The organism is Vibrio gelatinilyticus (genome assembly GCF_022836845.1).
In the GTDB taxonomy this organism is placed as follows: domain Bacteria; phylum Pseudomonadota; class Gammaproteobacteria; order Enterobacterales; family Vibrionaceae; genus Vibrio; species Vibrio gelatinilyticus.
Genome location: NZ_JAJNNZ010000002.1, coordinates 62839 through 79089 on the forward strand (window position 1 = coordinate 62839; position 16251 = coordinate 79089).

General features: G+C 45.1%; 12 protein-coding genes. 5 read left to right on the plus strand and 7 right to left on the minus strand.

The genetic code is table 11. The features are described from left to right. The first annotated feature begins 457 nt into the window (after positions 1-457). Genes LNL84_RS02470 through LNL84_RS02480 form a run of 3 tightly spaced genes read left to right on the plus strand, consistent with a single transcriptional unit; the run spans position 458 to position 2831 of the window. Positions 458-1192, plus strand: a complete 735-nt coding sequence (locus tag LNL84_RS02470; protein ID WP_244354971.1) for a 5-oxoprolinase subunit PxpA — start codon at positions 458-460, stop codon at positions 1190-1192. Further along, on the plus strand, positions 1192-1890 hold the full coding sequence (pxpB, locus tag LNL84_RS02475) for a 5-oxoprolinase subunit PxpB (RefSeq protein ID WP_244354973.1): 699 nt from the start codon (positions 1192-1194) through the stop codon (positions 1888-1890). Before LNL84_RS02470 ends, pxpB begins: the two co-directional genes overlap by 1 nt. Continuing rightward, positions 1875-2831, plus strand: a complete 957-nt coding sequence (locus tag LNL84_RS02480) for a 5-oxoprolinase subunit C family protein (protein ID WP_244354975.1) — start codon at positions 1875-1877, stop codon at positions 2829-2831. The genes pxpB and LNL84_RS02480 overlap by 16 nt, the downstream gene beginning before the upstream one ends. 2 nt (positions 2832-2833) lie before the next feature. On the opposite strand, the gene LNL84_RS02485 is transcribed toward LNL84_RS02480, so the two are convergent. Both LNL84_RS02485 and znuA read right to left on the minus strand, forming a co-directional pair. After that, positions 2834-6265 (minus strand): AraC family transcriptional regulator, encoded by a 3432-nt coding sequence (locus LNL84_RS02485; RefSeq protein WP_244354977.1) that lies wholly within the window; start codon positions 6263-6265, stop codon positions 2834-2836. A 278-nt stretch (positions 6266-6543) separates the two neighbouring features. Further along, the gene (gene znuA / locus LNL84_RS02490) at positions 6544-7428 is read right to left on the minus strand and encodes a zinc ABC transporter substrate-binding protein ZnuA (RefSeq protein ID WP_244354979.1); all 885 of its coding nucleotides are present in this window, start codon (positions 7426-7428) and stop codon (positions 6544-6546) included. 80 nt (positions 7429-7508) lie between these two features. Here znuA and znuC point away from each other — a divergent pair, with 80 nt between their 5' ends. Beyond that, the gene (gene znuC / locus LNL84_RS02495) at positions 7509-8297 is read left to right on the plus strand and encodes a zinc ABC transporter ATP-binding protein ZnuC (RefSeq protein WP_244354981.1); all 789 of its coding nucleotides are present in this window, start codon (positions 7509-7511) and stop codon (positions 8295-8297) included. Next, positions 8290-9075 carry a zinc ABC transporter permease subunit ZnuB gene (gene znuB, locus LNL84_RS02500; protein WP_244354983.1) on the plus strand — a complete coding sequence of 262 codons (786 nt, stop codon included), beginning with the start codon at positions 8290-8292 and terminating at the stop codon, positions 9073-9075. Before znuC ends, znuB begins: the two co-directional genes overlap by 8 nt. A gap of 72 nt (positions 9076-9147) precedes the next feature. On the opposite strand, the gene sucD is transcribed toward znuB, so the two are convergent. From sucD to LNL84_RS02525, 5 genes are all read right to left on the minus strand, one after another. Beyond that, positions 9148-10020, minus strand: a complete 873-nt coding sequence (gene sucD, locus LNL84_RS02505; RefSeq protein WP_244354985.1) for a succinate--CoA ligase subunit alpha — start codon at positions 10018-10020, stop codon at positions 9148-9150. Continuing rightward, positions 10020-11186: an ADP-forming succinate--CoA ligase subunit beta gene (sucC, locus tag LNL84_RS02510; RefSeq protein ID WP_244354987.1), complete on the minus strand. Its 1167-nt coding sequence runs from the start codon at positions 11184-11186 to the stop codon at positions 10020-10022. The genes sucD and sucC overlap by 1 nt, the downstream gene beginning before the upstream one ends. A 182-nt stretch (positions 11187-11368) precedes the next feature. Beyond that, the gene (gene odhB / locus LNL84_RS02515) at positions 11369-12577 is read right to left on the minus strand and encodes a 2-oxoglutarate dehydrogenase complex dihydrolipoyllysine-residue succinyltransferase (protein WP_244354989.1); all 1209 of its coding nucleotides are present in this window, start codon (positions 12575-12577) and stop codon (positions 11369-11371) included. Between the two features lie 28 nt (positions 12578-12605). Continuing rightward, positions 12606-15416 carry a 2-oxoglutarate dehydrogenase E1 component gene (gene sucA, locus LNL84_RS02520; RefSeq protein WP_244354991.1) on the minus strand — a complete coding sequence of 937 codons (2811 nt, stop codon included), beginning with the start codon at positions 15414-15416 and terminating at the stop codon, positions 12606-12608. A gap of 112 nt (positions 15417-15528) precedes the next feature. Further along, entirely contained in the window at positions 15529-16239 is a 711-nt protein-coding gene (locus LNL84_RS02525; RefSeq protein ID WP_244354993.1) for a succinate dehydrogenase iron-sulfur subunit, read from the minus strand. Positions 16240-16251 lie beyond the last annotated feature (12 nt).

Below are 16251 nucleotides of genomic sequence, written 5' to 3' on the forward strand. Positions count from 1 at the left end.
ATCGTTAAAACACTACGCAGAGACATTGATCCTTTAAAATACTGAGCAAAAAAACACTCCGAAAAAAAATGTAAAATCATAAAAATCATAAAAATCATAAAGATAACTACTAAGGGAAAGTTTGTCGTAATCGTCATATAATTATGACGTTTTTTTTATAAGTAAATTAAGTCTGTCTCGTTATAGTGAATACCAACAAAGCAAATGCTCTTGTTATTTGAATTCCAGAGGTGGTGTGATACCACACCACTCCGGCAGCAAGCGAAGGTGTCATTGACACCCGTGGTATGGTCCCCCGGCCATACCGCGAATTTTTTTTTCCTTTTCCTCACTATCTACCCAATTAACTATCACCAATTTTTGACCTACAACGGAAACTTCCTGTCTTTGTCTTGAGCCTAATTCCTATCAACTGTTAGTATTTCTATATAAGGAATTGAAAATGGTTTGATGGACGATGAAATTAAACGGTGATGTTGGAGAGAGTTTTGGCCACTGGAAAATGGGTAACGATGAAGCATTAATGCCTTTTCTTCAGATGGCGAATATTGCATGCGGCTTCCATGCTGCAGACCCTGATACCATAATGCACACACTGCAACTTGCTAAGCGCTATCAGGTGACTGTTGGCGCTCATCCTAGTTACCATGACCAAATTGGCTTTGGTCGACGATCTATCCCCCATTCTAATGAGCAGATCACTAACCTAATCCTATATCAGGTTGGCGCGCTACAGGCTCTAGCACACAGCCAGGGTATGCAGGTTCAATACATTAAGCCTCACGGTGCTCTTTACAATGACATGATGAATTCGGCCCATACAATGCAAGCGGTCTTTGCCGCCGCCCATAACCTGAACCTTCCGGTCATGCTATTGGCGACCGCTCAACAAGAACAACACTTAACTCTCGCCAAGCAATACAATATCTCTCTTATTTTTGAAGCGTTTGCGGACAGACGCTACACCGTTGACGGTACTCTCACGAATCGAGGCATCGATGGCGCTTTATTGACGACGACGGAATCAATCCTTAGTCAAGCTAAGTCAATCATACAAGGTAAGCAGGTACTTACACACTCAGGGGAATGGTTATCCATCAAAGCGGACACTCTGTGTGTTCATGGTGATAGCCCTCACTCAATTGAAGTAGCAAAGCATATCCGTGAAGTCATAGAACAAGAGGAGGATTAATGCCTGATTCGATAGCCGTTGTCCCTGTGAGTGAATCTGCGCTTATCATCTATTTTGACGACCACATCGACTTAAAGTGGCCCGCTATCATCAAATCGTATCAGCGGTTTTTACAGGCTCAATTCACCGACAGTATTCGAGATTGCGTCGCATCCTACACGTCATTATTGGTTGATTACCACCCCTTGAAGACCGGCTTTGAACAGATTAAACAGGCTGTGCTTAATTTTGATGCCGAAAAAGCCCAGCTAGATTACGAAGGAAAATTGCATCGCCTGCCTGTCTGCTACCATGAAAGCGTCGCTCCTGATTTGAACAACGTTGCCAAACTTCACCAGCTAACCACAGATCAAGTGATTGATATACATAGTAAAAAAACCTATACCGTCTGTGCTGTAGGGTTCGCACCTGGCTTTGCATTTCTCGCCCAAGTCGATGGACTTATCGCCACGCCTCGCCATGCAACACCTCGAAAAAAAATACCGGTAGGAAGTGTTGGCATCGCGGACAGTCAAACGGCGGTCTATCCACTTGAAACACCCGGTGGATGGCAGATCATTGGCAATTGCCCTATCGAGCTGTACAACAAAAACTCCCCTGAAAATAGTCTGCTTCAAATTGGCGATAGAGTGCAGTTTTTTGCCATTCACTTAAATGAATACCAATCGATGGGAGGGCGCCAATGCATGGTTTGGTAGTACTATCGCCGGGTATGCTAGCCACCGTCCAAGATCTTGGACGCTTCGGCGCTGCTCAGTGGGGCCTGAGCCAAGGAGGGGCGGCCGATCTTCATGCTCATTGCTGGGGGCAGTGGCTATTGGAGCAGCCAAGCTCGAATGCAAGTATTGAAATCGTGTTTGGCAATGCACGGTTTCAAGCACTCGATACTCTGCAGCTCGCAATTACGGGGGCTGATTGCAACGCGACACTAAATGGACGGGCTCTAATCAACTGGCAAAGCTTTACTATCCGTAGCGGAGACATTGTTGAATTTGGTCGGCCACTTTCTGGACTACGAAGCTATCTTTGCATTAAAGGCGGACTAAATATTAGTGGCTGTTTGGGCAGTTGTAGCACGGTGATAAGAAACCAATTAGGTGGTTTAGATCAAGGGAAGCCACTGAAGAAAGGAGACATACTAACGCCTCATACAAACTCTGCGACGAATCATCTTTCTTCGTCTAAGGTCATCCCTCGTCACTATATTCCTAACTACACGTCGAGCCAAACACTCGCTTTACTCCCCGCCTATCAGCATTCTCTTTTTTCAGCGTGCGAATGGGACAACTTACTGGCATGTGAATTTCAAGTATCAAATAACAGTGACAAGATGGGTATCAGGCTAGACTATCCGTCCAATATTAATAATCACGATATGCCGTTCAAAAGAGCATTGCCGGGCATTATTTCTGAAGGGATCTGCTGTGGTGCGGTACAAATCCCCCCAGATGGCGCTCCAATAATTATGATGCAAGACAGACAAACATTAGGTGGCTACGCCAAATGTGGCAGCATCGCTTTTCGAAACTTAAGTAAAGTCGCTCAACTTCGTCCTGGCGATAGAGTGAAATTCTCGTTAGCAAACTTAGCTGTTGAAAGGGCGCGTCAGCGAGCTTTTTATCAGTTTTTCAAGCTGTAGGACTACCCGTGTTGCTGCTCTGTCAGGTCGCTTTCAAGGATGGCGAACTTGGACGGTGATACTCCAAAATGCAGCTTAAACTTCTGAGAAAAGTAGGAAGGATCATTGAATCCACAAGAAAAGGCGACGTCTGCTATTTTGTCACCAAGCAGTAGCATTTCACACGCTTTTTCCAATCTAAACTCTGTTATATAGTCGGTAAATGTCTTTTGGAACACCGCTTTAAAGCGCCTTTGTAAGCTTCGCTCAGACATGTACAACCTTTTAGCGACACTTGACATGGTAAAGTCTGGGTCACTGTAATGCTCCTCCACCAGTCCTCGCACAGTTCTTAGCCATTGCTCTTGCTTAGTTTTTAAGTTCTGGTGTGCTTCACTCTCTAGTGGAATCGAGCTAGCTTCTAGCGCCTTATCTCGGCCCGTGGTTACTTTTGTAAAATTAACTTGAGTAGCGGTCTCATGATAAAGCGGCCAGTGCATGTGAACACGATTAACCTCTCGTCGCTCGACTTCATGAAGTTCACCACCACTCATTCGAATATGGTTAGCTAAATTGGCTGGAGTAAAGTCTAAACTCTTTTCCCGCTTCTCATGAAATTGGTTTTGAACATTGGTATTGATCGATGGAAACGGCAACCCTTTGTCCTCAAATATGATCGACAACTTGCCACAGTGCTCTTCGATACGGATCACCAGTGATTGGCCTCGTACATTCCTTTTCAATGCGTTGGCCAATAGTGTATTGAAAATAATGTCCAGATTAAAAGTCTCTAGCACAATCTTGTCACTACTGGCTAACAATTGAAGCTCAATACGTATGCCGTGGACCTCATATTCGGCATGCCAGGCTTCGGCGGTACTTTTAAGGACTTCTTCTGCTCGATAGAACGTTGGTACTGACGATTGTGACTCGACAATTCTCTGTAGTTGACTCAGGTTTTGATTTAGATTTTGCAATGCCATTGGCAGTACCGTCGTCGAGGGCGTTGTAGCACTCTTCTCAAAATCCTGCGAATGATCAATTGCCTGTAATACCATATCGTGCACGATAGATTGCCGAACATTAAATAACTTTCTTAGCTGCAAGTTATTTGTTAATAGAACACGACTTTGGTGTTGAAGCTGCTCTGTTTTAAGAGATACTTTCAACTTCAATTGACGGTTCAACGCAGTTATCCGCCTCGAACGCCATTGTATAAAAGCAACCATAGCCAGTACGATGGTAAAGAAAGTTAACAAGAAAAAAGCAGAGGAAAAATACCACGGATTTCTGACAGAGAACGGCAACTCTATCAATTGTGTTTTGATTTTCGCCTTGCTCAGGCGAACCTGCAGAAAGTAATCTCCCGGCATGAGGCGATCAAGGTTTAGCTCTGTCCCCTGTAATTCGATCCAGTTGGATTGTGAATTGAGCCTGAACTCAATCGATTGTCCTTGAAACTGAGGCCATACACCAAAACGGAATCCTAGCTGACTACCATAGTTAAATGCACTGAGTGATAGTTCTGTACTGCCGATAGCTACAGGTAAACCATCAACAGAAACCTGAGTCAGCACGATGCTTTCTGGCGGGTTATCGCTGCGAAGGAGCGCTTCACTATCGGACTCCACCAGTCCATATTTTGAGCCCAATATAAGGCTATTGGCGCGTTGATTAAACGCACATGCCCCGTACAAAAACTCATTATTGATCAAACCAAACGGAGCGCCAAAGTGCTTAACCAAACTCCCTTGTGTGTTGTACACAGAAATGCCAATTGAAGTCGTTAACCATATATGGTTGTTTCCTTGGGTCAGACAAAAAGGTCTTATGTTATTTTCTTTTAACGGCAATGCGTCGAGCTTCATTTTAGGTATGTCGAGCATAGCTACACCATAGCTACTGGCTAGCCAGATTGACTCATCACTTACCTTGATAGCATTTATTTGGCTACCGTACACTTTCGTCTCTTTTAGATAGCGAATGGTACTGTTATTTAAGTGATACAAGCCATGATCAGTACCAATAAACAACTGGTTATTGGCAGATGGAGTTAGCGAGGTCACCTTAGCTGGCAAGTATTTATCGAGTAACCAGTCTTCACCATAGTCACTTACCTTACCTGTATTGAGCTCTAATGACATCAGACGCAAACCGCTTGTTAGCCACAATTCACCATCATCACTCATAGCGATATGATCAACAATGTCGGGAATACTGGGAAACTGATCTTTTATCGCTGTTACCTTATATTTCCCGATATCAATCACAATTAATCCGCGATCTGACGCTAACCAAAGCTGCTTGCCAACTTGCTGTAAACCGCTAACCTGGCCAAAGAACACGAGCGTGCTTACGCCATTATCATTGACAGAATAAAGCGCATTACTCGTTATTAGCCAATAACCGCCCGACTCGTTCGCCATGATTTTGTTAACCGCATGGCTACGATAGTTATCCTTTGATTCAATAAGAGACCAACGCTCAAACAAAGCGCTATATTCAGAGTAGTAACGCACGCCCCCGCTTGTCGCCAACCATACCCCGCCCAGAGAATCGGTCGCAATTGAGTAGATTTTCTCGTTGGTTAATCCATACTCATCGTTTGGATCAACGTCTACCTGTTTCAGGTCACGAAACTCTTTATGATAGCGGTACAATCCATGCTCCGTCCCCAACCAAATCCAGCTCTCTGACTCGGCAATAGTGAGTACATGCGAGCTATTTAAGCTGAAATGCTGACTCTGATCATTGTCCAGTTCATAAATAATCGCACCACGTAATAGCCCAAGCACAAGCGCTCTTTTCTGCTTTGAATAATGTAATGTTTCGATACCCTGAGGTGCTACTTTATCAAATAGTGTTAATTCACCATTATTAATTATAAAGAGCCCAGATGTAGTGGCGAGATACCAGGAATCAGCCACCTTCACCGCATCATTAATCGTAATGGGACCACCGCTTTTAAAGCGCGAAAATTTATACAACTCAACTTGTTGCGTCTTCTTTTCTTCTAAAGAGTACAGGTGAATATGTTCATCATCAGTCGCCCACAGCCATCCCGATGAATAACCAAGATGAGTGATATTATTTGCGATTTCTGTTTCAAACACGACTTCGGCTGATTGTGCTGGACGATGTTTGAATACTTTATTTTTATTGTAAGACCAGAACGAACCTAGACCATAAGTAAGTTGCTGTCGATAAAAGGCACTGCCTTGTATATCAACGAAGTTTTCGCCATCATAAAAACGCAACTTCCCATACACGTCTAATGACCAAACTCCACCTTCATCTCCCATAAAGAGCTTTTGTGCTGCAAGATAACGCCCTTGGGATTGGATCTGCATGGGATAAAAAATAGGTGGAAGTTCATTACTAAAACTGGGGGTTGGAATTGAGAGAAACACTAAGGCTAAATAGGCAAAAATCTTGCTATAAACGTGACGATTCATCGACTTGAAAAGGTCTAAGCCGGTCTTGAAAAAAAAGACATATTGAGAAATTGTGCTTGCTGCTCTCCACGTAGTTGATTTCAGCAAAGCCGGTGTATGTCGCATTCCACGCTAACCATTAGTTATTTCGATACGATAATTATCTAGGCTAACTGTAATGGATTTATCGGAAATATAAAAGCGTGGTCAGTAAAAACTCAAGAACAAATCGCTATTAATCACCAGTTACCTAACACAGAAAGAGGCTACCACTGCAGCCTCTTTGCGCTAATTAGGCTCTAATCTTGACCTAAGCATCTGACAAAGCTCGCTGATACATCTTTGAGAAAGTGGAAGTAACTACCATCTTCCACTTTTATATTGGTTCCTAGTGGGTCAAGGCTACCAATTTTTGCGTGTGTTCCACGCGTCACTGATTCAATGACGGCTGGAGTAAATTGTGGCTCAGAAAACACACACTGTATATTTTCAGATCTGATGGTCGTTCTTATATGGATTAGCGTTTTTGCCCCTGGTTTACGATCCGGTGTTACGGTGAAGTGCCCTAGGTTGTTAAGACCAAAGAACTCTTCAAAATAACCATAGGCATCATGAAAAACGTAGTACCCTCGCTGCTTTATCGGTGAGAGTTGAGCATCAATAGCCACGACAGTTTGCTCAAGCTCGTGTTCAAACTCCACCAGTCTCTTGTTATAAGCACCGCGATTGTCAGGATCGAGCCTGACTAGATGACGAGTGACAGCCTTGGCAAAGGCTCTCGCCTGCTCTGGCCCTAACCAAAAATGAGAATCATGGCTTCCATGATCGTGACCATCATGATTATGGCTTTGCGAATCACCAAACTCCCTGAGCGCGAGACCTGATATTTGATCGACTTGCAGCACATTGTCACGCCCTTCTACTACCTTTACCAAAAACGACTCTAAGTCGGGCCCAAACCAAATGATCAGATCGGCGCTATCAATTCGCTTCACATCCGATGGACGTAGAGCATAATCATGCGGCGAAGCACTGCTGACCAACAGTGATGACGGGGACTGAGACTCCAAAGTAAGCTCATGTACAATCATTTCTAACGGTTTAATACTCGTCAGGACATTGAGTGCCATGACTGGTGACGTCATTACCAGACTCATGACAAAGAATAGGGTTAATTTACGCATCAAGTTCTCAGTGTAGTGTAGCTAACAGTGGCGTGAAATGTTACATTATAACAATACACAATTGCAAATGAGTTCTATTCATGTCCGAGCTAATGCAACTCCAAAATGTCGTCGTACAGTTCAACGAGCGAACGATCTTGGATAATGTCAGCCTCACTCTAGAGAAAGGTAAGATCACCACCCTAATTGGGCCTAACGGTGCTGGTAAGTCGACGTTGGTCAAAGTTCTTATCGGATTAGAAAAAGAGTTTTCTGGGCAACGCATTCGCCAGCCTAATATCAAACTTGGCTACGTGCCGCAAAAACTGAAACTCAATGAAACGTTGCCATTAACTGTTTTGCGCTTTCTACAGTTGGCGGGGCGATATTCTCGACAAGAGCAAATTGAAGCGCTCAAACTGGTTGGTGCGGAACATTTGGCAAAAAACAGCATGCATCAACTGTCAGGCGGTGAGAACCAACGAGTATTGCTAGCACGCGCATTACTGCATCGTCCAGACATATTAGTGCTTGATGAGCCAGCTCAAGGGGTCGATGTTCAGGGGCAAATAGATCTCTATGAATTAATTGATACGATCCGCCACCGATTCGGCTGTGCGGTATTTATGGTGTCTCATGACCTCCACCTCGTCATGGCAAAAACTGATGAAGTCATTTGTCTTCACCACCATATTTGTTGCCAAGGAGCACCAGCTGCGATCACACAGCACCCTTCGTACATCGCACTATTTGGTCATGCTAAACAAGAAACTCTCGCATTTTACCACCATGAACACTCCCACCATCACCATGATCTGTCTGGTGAACCAGTAAAAGGTGATGCCCACCATTGTTCTAACCATAAGCATGGACATGTACATCATGATTGATTTCCTGTTACCCGCTATTATTGCCGGCCTTCTTATCGCCCTTATAGCCGGACCACTTGGTTCATTTGTCGTTTGGCGACGTATGGCTTACTTTGGAGATACTCTCGCTCACGCATCACTATTGGGGCTGGCTTTAGGCTTTCTTTTTGACATCAACATTTATTTGGCACTAACGGTTTGTTGCTTAGTCTTGGCAGTGCTGTTAGTCACCCTACAAAAACAAAAGTTTGTTGCTACAGATACATTGTTGGGAATACTCGCCCACAGCTCTTTGTCTCTGGGATTAGTTGCGGTTAGCTTTTTAGATAACGTTCGCGTTGACCTCATGAGCTATCTATTTGGCGATTTGCTTGCCGTCACCTCCAATGATCTCGTGTATATCGGTGGTGGCGTATTGGTGATTGCTATAACCCTAAGCTATTTTTGGCGACCGCTGCTTTCAACCACAGTCAGTGAAGAGTTAGCCGAGGTTGAGGGAACAAATGTCGATGCTATTAGGCTACTTATCATGCTACTTGTTGGCCTGGTAATCGCGATTGGAATGAAATTTGTAGGGGCACTAATTATAACCTCGCTGCTGATAATACCTGCAGCCACTGCGAGAAAGTTCTCTGTGACTCCAGAACAAATGGCGTCTATTGCTTCCCTGATTGGTGCTTTGGCTGTGCTTGGCGGTCTATCGCTATCCTGGTTTTACGACACTCCTGCCGGGCCATCGGTTGTTGTCTGTGCCGCCAGCATTTTCATGTTGTCTCAGCTAAGTCGCGGGCAGCGATAACTTGCACTTTCGTTGTCACGATTCAGATGTAAAAAAGCCTCGCAACTGCGAGGCTTTTGACCCTTAAGAGCTTTACCAACCAGTAATCTCTCTTAAACCTTTACCGATGTCCGCTAAGCTCTTAACCGTTTTTACACCTGCGGCTTCAAGCGCTGCGAACTTATCTTCTGCAGTGCCTTTACCACCAGAGATGATGGCACCCGCATGCCCCATACGCTTACCTGGAGGGGCTGTCACACCAGCGATATAAGACACAACTGGCTTACTCACGTTATCTTTAATAAACGCCGCAGCCTCTTCTTCAGCAGTGCCACCAATTTCGCCAATCATTACGATGGCTTCTGTTTCTGGATCCTGCTCGAACAATTTCAGAATATCGATGAAGTTTGAGCCTGGAATAGGATCACCACCGATACCAACACACGTCGACTGACCAAAGCCTTCGTCGGTGGTTTGTTTAACCGCTTCATAGGTCAGCGTACCAGAACGCGATACAATGCCAACCTTACCTTTTTTATGAATGTGTCCAGGCATGATACCAATTTTACATTCGTCTGGCGTAATCACTCCTGGGCAGTTAGGACCGATCATCACCACACCCGCCTCGTCTAGACGCACTTTAACATCAAGTAGGTCAAGTGTCGGGATGCCTTCGGTAATCGTAACTATCAGCTTAATTCCAGCATCAATGGCTTCTAGGATCGCATCCTTACAAAATGGGGCTGGCACATAAATCACTGATGCTGTTGCACCTGTAACTTCTACCGCTTCGCGTACAGTGTTGAATACTGGCAAACCTAGGTGCTCTTGACCACCTTTACCAGGAGAAACACCACCAACCATTTGAGTACCATAGGCCATTGCTTGCTCAGAGTGGAATGTACCTTGACCACCAGTAAAACCTTGGCAAATAACTTTTGTATCTTTATTGATTAAAACAGACATTATTTGCCCTCCGCAGCAGCAACGACTTTTTCCGCTGCTTCAGTCAATGAAGTTGCAGCAATGATATTCAATCCACTTTCAGCTAGCTTTTGTGAACCTAATGGTGCGTTATTACCTTCAAGACGCACTACAACTGGAACTTCGACGCCGACTTCTTCGACCGCGCCAATAATGCCATCAGCAATAAGATCACAACGAACAATACCGCCAAAAATATTCACTAATACCGCTTTTACATTGCTATCAGAAAGAATGATTTTGAAGGCTTCCGTTACACGTTCTTTCGTTGCGCCGCCACCGACGTCTAGGAAATTTGCCGGTTGACCTCCATGTAGGTTAACAATGTCCATTGTCCCCATGGCTAGACCAGCACCGTTGACCATACAGCCGATGCTACCATCAAGTGCGACATAGTTAAGCTCCCACTGAGCGGCATGAGCTTCTCGCTCATCTTCTTGAGAAGGATCATGCATTTCACGAAGTTTAGGTTGGCGATAAAGTGCGTTTGAATCGATGTTGATTTTACCATCGAGACATAAAAGATTACCTTCACCTGTGATAACAAGAGGGTTGATTTCAAGAAGAGCTAGGTCATATTGAGCAAACATATTGCCAAGACCTAGGAAGATCTTAACAAACTGTTTAATTTGGTCACCAGTAAGACCCAATTTGAATGCTAATTCACGGCCTTGGTAAGCTTGTGGACCCACCAATGGGTCAATAGCCGCTTTATGGATAAGCTCTGGTGTTTCTTCTGCTACTTTTTCAATTTCCACGCCACCTTCTGTTGATGCCATGAAAACGATTCGCTGACTCGCACGGTCAACCACTGCACCTAAGTACAATTCATTTGCGATGTTGGATGCTTCCTCGACTAAAATCTTAGTCACAGGCTGACCATTAGCATCTGTTTGGTAAGTCACTAGGTTTTTACCTAACCACTTCTGAGCGAACTCTTTAACACCGTCTTTGGTATCATGGAGTTCAACGCCGCCCGCTTTTCCGCGGCCACCAGCATGGACTTGACACTTAACGACTTTCTTTTCAGTTGTGATGCGACCAGCCGCTTCAAATGCTTCTTGCGGCGTTTCACACGCATAACCTTCGGGCACAGGCAAACCGAATTCTGCAAATAACTGCTTGGCTTGATATTCATGCAAATTCATTTTGTTATTCCATTTGTTATATCCCTGAGGGATTTATTATTTCCATAAGGCTAGTCATAGCCATACGTCTGGAGGGAGTTCCCTAGTGAGCCACCCACGGCATAACGCTATGGGTTTGAAAGAGCTAGACGTTGAGCGTGCCTAGCTCTAATCAATCAGACGTCTAAAAGATTGCCGTCACTTTAAACATCAAGAAGTAGACGAGCTGGATCTTCTAGCAGTTCTTTAATGGTAACCAAGAAACCAACTGATTCACGGCCATCGATCAAACGATGGTCATAAGACAGCGCCAAGTACATCATTGGTAAGATTTCTACTTTTCCATTAACAGCCATCGGCCTATCTTGGATCTTGTGCATACCCAAAATTGCAGCCTGCGGCGGGTTGATAATTGGTGTCGACATCAATGAACCAAACACGCCACCGTTGGTAATGGTGAAATTACCGCCGGTGAGTTCATCTACCGTTAACTTGCCGTCACGGCCCTTAATCGCCAACTCTTTGATGCCTTTTTCAATATCAGCAAAGCCTAAGGTGTCACAGTCTTTTAGAACTGGAGTGACCAAGCCTCTTGGCGTAGAAACCGCCATGCTAATATCGAAATAGTTGTGATAAACAATTTCATCGCCGTCAATAGAGGCATTGACTTCTGGGAAGCGTTTAAGCGCTTCTGTCACAGCTTTCACATAGAAAGACATAAAGCCTAAACGAGTATCGTGACGCTCTTCAAACTGGTCTTTGTATTGCTTACGAAGATCCATGATGGGTTTCATGTTCACTTCGTTAAACGTTGTCAGCATTGCCGTACTGTTTTTCGCTTCTAAAAGGCGCTCTGCTACACGTTTACGCAGACGTGTCATTGGTACGCGTTTTTGGCTGCGAGACTGCACTGGCGCTTCTGCCACAGCGGTTTCTGGCGATTTAGGCGCAGCCTTAGCGGCCGCTAGATGCGCTTCAATGTCTTCGCGTGTAATACGACCACCGACACCTGAGCCATTAACGTCACTGGCTTGCAAGCCATGTTCTGCCAGCAAACGGCGTACCGCAGGGCTCAACGCGTCATTTGACTCTTCCGTTAAACTGGCTTTGTGGCGCTTATCTGGTGAGGCCTCTGTCGCATCTGTGGTATCAGTCGTAGGTTCGCCCGCGACCGCACCAGGTTTGATCTTAGCGATCAGCTGTTTTGATAGTACTGTTGCACCCTCTTCTTCAATGATGGCTTCAAGAATGCCTTCATCGGGAGCGGGTACTTCCAGCACAACTTTGTCTGTTTCAATGTCTACAATGACTTCATCACGAGCCACTACGTCGCCTGGTTTCTTGTGCCACGTTGCAACGGTCGCGTCGGCAACGGATTCAGGTAAGTCTGGAACCAGAATTTCAATTGTCATATCTGTTTCGTCCTTATACTTCTAGTTCTTAATCTAGGGTCAATGCGTCGCTGATCAACGCTTTTTGCTGTTTCAAGTGTACCGACATATAGCCGACCGCAGGCGACGCTGAAGCTGCTCGTCCAGCGTATTTAAGATCGGCACCTTTGGGGATAGCCGCCCTAAAGTTGTGCTGACTCGAATACCATGCGCCTTGGTTTTGCGGCTCTTCTTGACACCAAACAAAGTCTTCAACATTACTGTACTGAGAAATCGTCGCTTTAACGTCTTCCAATGGGAAAGGATAAAGCTGCTCAATTCGTACAATCGCTACATCATCTTGCTCATTTGTGCGACGCTGTTCAAGAAGGTCGAAATACACCTTGCCTGAACAGAACACAACACGCTTAACCTTTTGAGCCGGGATATCATCGACTTCACCAATGGCTGGCATGAAAGTACCAGACGCCAGGTCATCTAATGTCGAAACGCAAAGCGGATGACGAAGTAGAGATTTCGGAGACATCACCACTAAAGGACGACGCATCGGCCTAACCACTTGCCTTCTTAGCATGTGATAGACCTGTGCTGGTGTCGACGGGATGATCACTTGAATATTTTGTTCAGCACAAAGTTGCAAGTATCGCTCCAAACGTGCCGAGGAGTGTTCAGGGCCTTGACCTTCATAACCGTGTGGCAATAACATCGTTAGGCCGCACAATCGTCCCCACTTCTGTTCACCAGAAGATATAAATTGGTCAATAACCACTTGTGCGCCATTGGCAAAATCACCAAACTGCGCTTCCCAAATGGTTAATCCACTTGGCTCTGCTGTTGCGTAGCCATATTCGAACGCCAACACCGCCTCTTCGGATAGAACCGAGTCAAAGACTTGAAATGGCCCTTGCTTATCATGAATATTGGCAAGAGGAATGTACGTCGATGCATCATCTTGGTTATGCAGCACAGAATGACGATGGAAGAACGTACCCCGTCCAGAGTCCTGACCGGAAATTCGAATGCGCTTGCCATCATCAAGCAATGTCGCATAGGCCAGCGTCTCCGCCATCCCCCAATCAAATTTCTTTTCACCCGACATCATCGCCGCGCGGTCGTTGTAGAGTTTGTTGACTCGACTTTGTAGCTTATGACTTTCTGGATATTGCCCTAGACGTTGACCAAGTTCAGTCAGACGCTCTTTTTCGACATCACTATCCCAATCACAATCCCAATCATGATCGAGGTATGGAGTCCAATCAACAGAGTGCATCGTCATCGGACGCCACTCTTTAACCACAATTTCACCTCTATCGAGCGCATCACGATACTCATTAATCATTTGCGTTGCAGTCTCGATATTGCTCTCTTCACGATCGATCAAGATGTCAGCATAAAGCTTGCGAGGTGTTGGATGTTTTTTGATCTTTTGATACATCAGAGGCTGAGTTGCGTTTGGCTCATCAGCTTCGTTATGACCATGGCGGCGATAACACATTAAGTCGACAACCACGTCTTTGCGGAATGTATTTCTAAAATCAAGGGCGATTCGAGTAACAAACGCAACGGCTTCCGGATCATCAGCATTAACGTGGAAGATTGGTGCCTGAACCATTTTCGCAATATCAGTACAATACATCGTTGAACGCATATCACGAGGATTAGACGTGGTGAAACCGACTTGGTTGTTCACTACGATACGAACCGTACCACCGACCTGGAAACCACGAGCTTGAGACATATTAAATGTCTCAGCGACCACACCTTGCCCAGCAATCGCTGAATCACCATGTATCGTAATGGGTAGAACACGGCTTCCTTCCTTGTCACCCAAACGATCTTGGCGTGCACGAACCGAACCAATCACTACGGGATTAACAATTTCGAGATGGGAAGGGTTGAACGCGAGAGCTAAGTGAATATCACCTTTTGATGTGGCAAAATCAGCCGAGAAACCTTGGTGGTATTTTACATCACCAGTTCCCCAAGTTTCGTCATGTTTGCCTGCAAATTCATCGAAGAGATCTTGTGGTTTCTTACCTAGCACGTTAACGAGCATGTTAAGACGACCACGGTGAGCCATGCCAATAACCACTTCTCGCATGCCTTGAGCACCAGCATGACGAATTAACTCTTTGGTCATCGGGATTAGCGCATCACCACCTTCTAACGAGAAACGTTTCGCACCAGGGAATTTAGCGCCTAAATAACGCTCAAGACCTTCAGCGGCAGTCAACTCTTCTAAGAAGGTATGTTTTTCTTCGGCATCAAAGGAGGGTTGGCCTACAACCGATTCTAATCGCTGCTGAATCCAACGTTTTTGGTCGGTGTTGGTCATGTGCATGTATTCGGCACCAATCGAACCACAATAGGTTTTCTTTAGTGCTTTATACAAATCACGCAATGTCATGCTCTCTTGCCCTATTGCAAAAGAACCAACATTGAACTCTTCGTCAAAGTCGTCTTCTGTTAGAGAGTGGAAAGCAGGATCTAAATCCGCAACAGGCGGACGTTTCCATAGACCGAGGGGATCTAGGTTTGCAGCTTGGTGACCGCGAAAGCGGTACGCATTGATAAGCTGTAGGACTTTTACTTGTTTCGCATCGACATCTGGGTCACTAACTTGGACATTGTAATGCTTTGTTTCTTGAGCGAGTCGTCGGAAGTAGTCACGGACACGTGAATGTGGTTGTTCCACCACATCTTCAGGTTGCCTAGGCAACTCATCAAAAACACGTCTCCACTCCTCACTTACCTGTTCGGGATCACTTAGATACAGTTCGTAGAGGTCTTCTACGTAAGTTGCATTGGCGCCAGCCAAGTGTGAAGACTCGAGCCATGCCTTCATCACGCCGTTGTGCATATTTTCCCTTACCAGTAGTTTTCACATATGCTGCGGTCTACGCCGAGCTATCATAAGTCGATTCTCACAGACCAACCAAATCGCCTGCTCGAATCGACAATTTTGTAATTTCTTACACAGAGCGACTAACCAACATTGACTTAATGTGACCGATCGCTTTAGTCGGGTTCAACCCCTTTGGACAAACACTGACACAATTCATGATGCCGTGACATCTGAATACGCTAAACGCGTCGTCTAGATCGGCCAAACGTTCATCGGTTGCCGTATCACGACTGTCTATTAACCAACGGTATGCGGCAAGCAAGCCAGCTGGTCCGATAAACTTATCAGGGTTCCACCAGAAAGACGGACAAGATGTTGTACAACATGCACACATAATGCACTCATACAGACCATCTAAATGCGCTCTTTCATCTGGAGATTGTAGGTTTTCTCGAGAAGGAGGCAAATTACCGTCAGTCACTAAAAATGGTTTAACTTTCGAATAGTTATCGTAAAACTGAGTCATGTCGACAATCAAGTCTCGCACGACTGGCAAACCGGGTAAAGGGCGAATAACAATCTTGTCACCTTTTAGCGCGGACAGTGGCGTAATACACGCCAAACCATTTTTGCCATTCATGTTCAAACCGTCAGAACCACATACACCTTCACGACATGAACGTCTAAATGAGATGCTATTGTCTTGCTCTTTTAGCAAAATCAGCGCATCCAAAAGCATCATATCTGAGCCTTCTTCAACCTCTAAAACGTAATCCTGCATATAAGGCTTTTGATCAACGTCTGGGTTATAACGATACAAAGAGAAATTCAATTTCATTTTCGTCTACTC

Excerpts from the sequence above, each read along its gene's own strand:
- LNL84_RS02470 (WP_244354971.1), top strand. The coding sequence starts at position 458 with ATGAAATTAAACGGTGATGTTGGAGAGAGTTTTGGCCACTGGAAAATG.
- pxpB (WP_244354973.1), top strand. The coding sequence starts at position 1,192 with ATGCCTGATTCGATAGCCGTTGTCCCTGTGAGTGAATCTGCGCTTATC.
- LNL84_RS02480 (WP_244354975.1), top strand. The coding sequence starts at position 1,875 with ATGCATGGTTTGGTAGTACTATCGCCGGGTATGCTAGCCACCGTCCAA.
- LNL84_RS02485 (WP_244354977.1), bottom strand. The coding sequence starts at position 6,265 with ATGAATCGTCACGTTTATAGCAAGATTTTTGCCTATTTAGCCTTAGTG.
- znuA (WP_244354979.1), bottom strand. The coding sequence starts at position 7,428 with ATGCGTAAATTAACCCTATTCTTTGTCATGAGTCTGGTAATGACGTCA.
- znuC (WP_244354981.1), top strand. The coding sequence starts at position 7,509 with ATGTCCGAGCTAATGCAACTCCAAAATGTCGTCGTACAGTTCAACGAG.
- znuB (WP_244354983.1), top strand. The coding sequence starts at position 8,290 with ATGATTGATTTCCTGTTACCCGCTATTATTGCCGGCCTTCTTATCGCC.
- sucD (WP_244354985.1), bottom strand. The coding sequence starts at position 10,020 with ATGTCTGTTTTAATCAATAAAGATACAAAAGTTATTTGCCAAGGTTTT.
- sucC (WP_244354987.1), bottom strand. The coding sequence starts at position 11,186 with ATGAATTTGCATGAATATCAAGCCAAGCAGTTATTTGCAGAATTCGGT.
- odhB (WP_244354989.1), bottom strand. The coding sequence starts at position 12,577 with ATGACAATTGAAATTCTGGTTCCAGACTTACCTGAATCCGTTGCCGAC.
- sucA (WP_244354991.1), bottom strand. The coding sequence starts at position 15,416 with ATGCACAACGGCGTGATGAAGGCATGGCTCGAGTCTTCACACTTGGCT.
- LNL84_RS02525 (WP_244354993.1), bottom strand. The coding sequence starts at position 16,239 with ATGAAATTGAATTTCTCTTTGTATCGTTATAACCCAGACGTTGATCAA.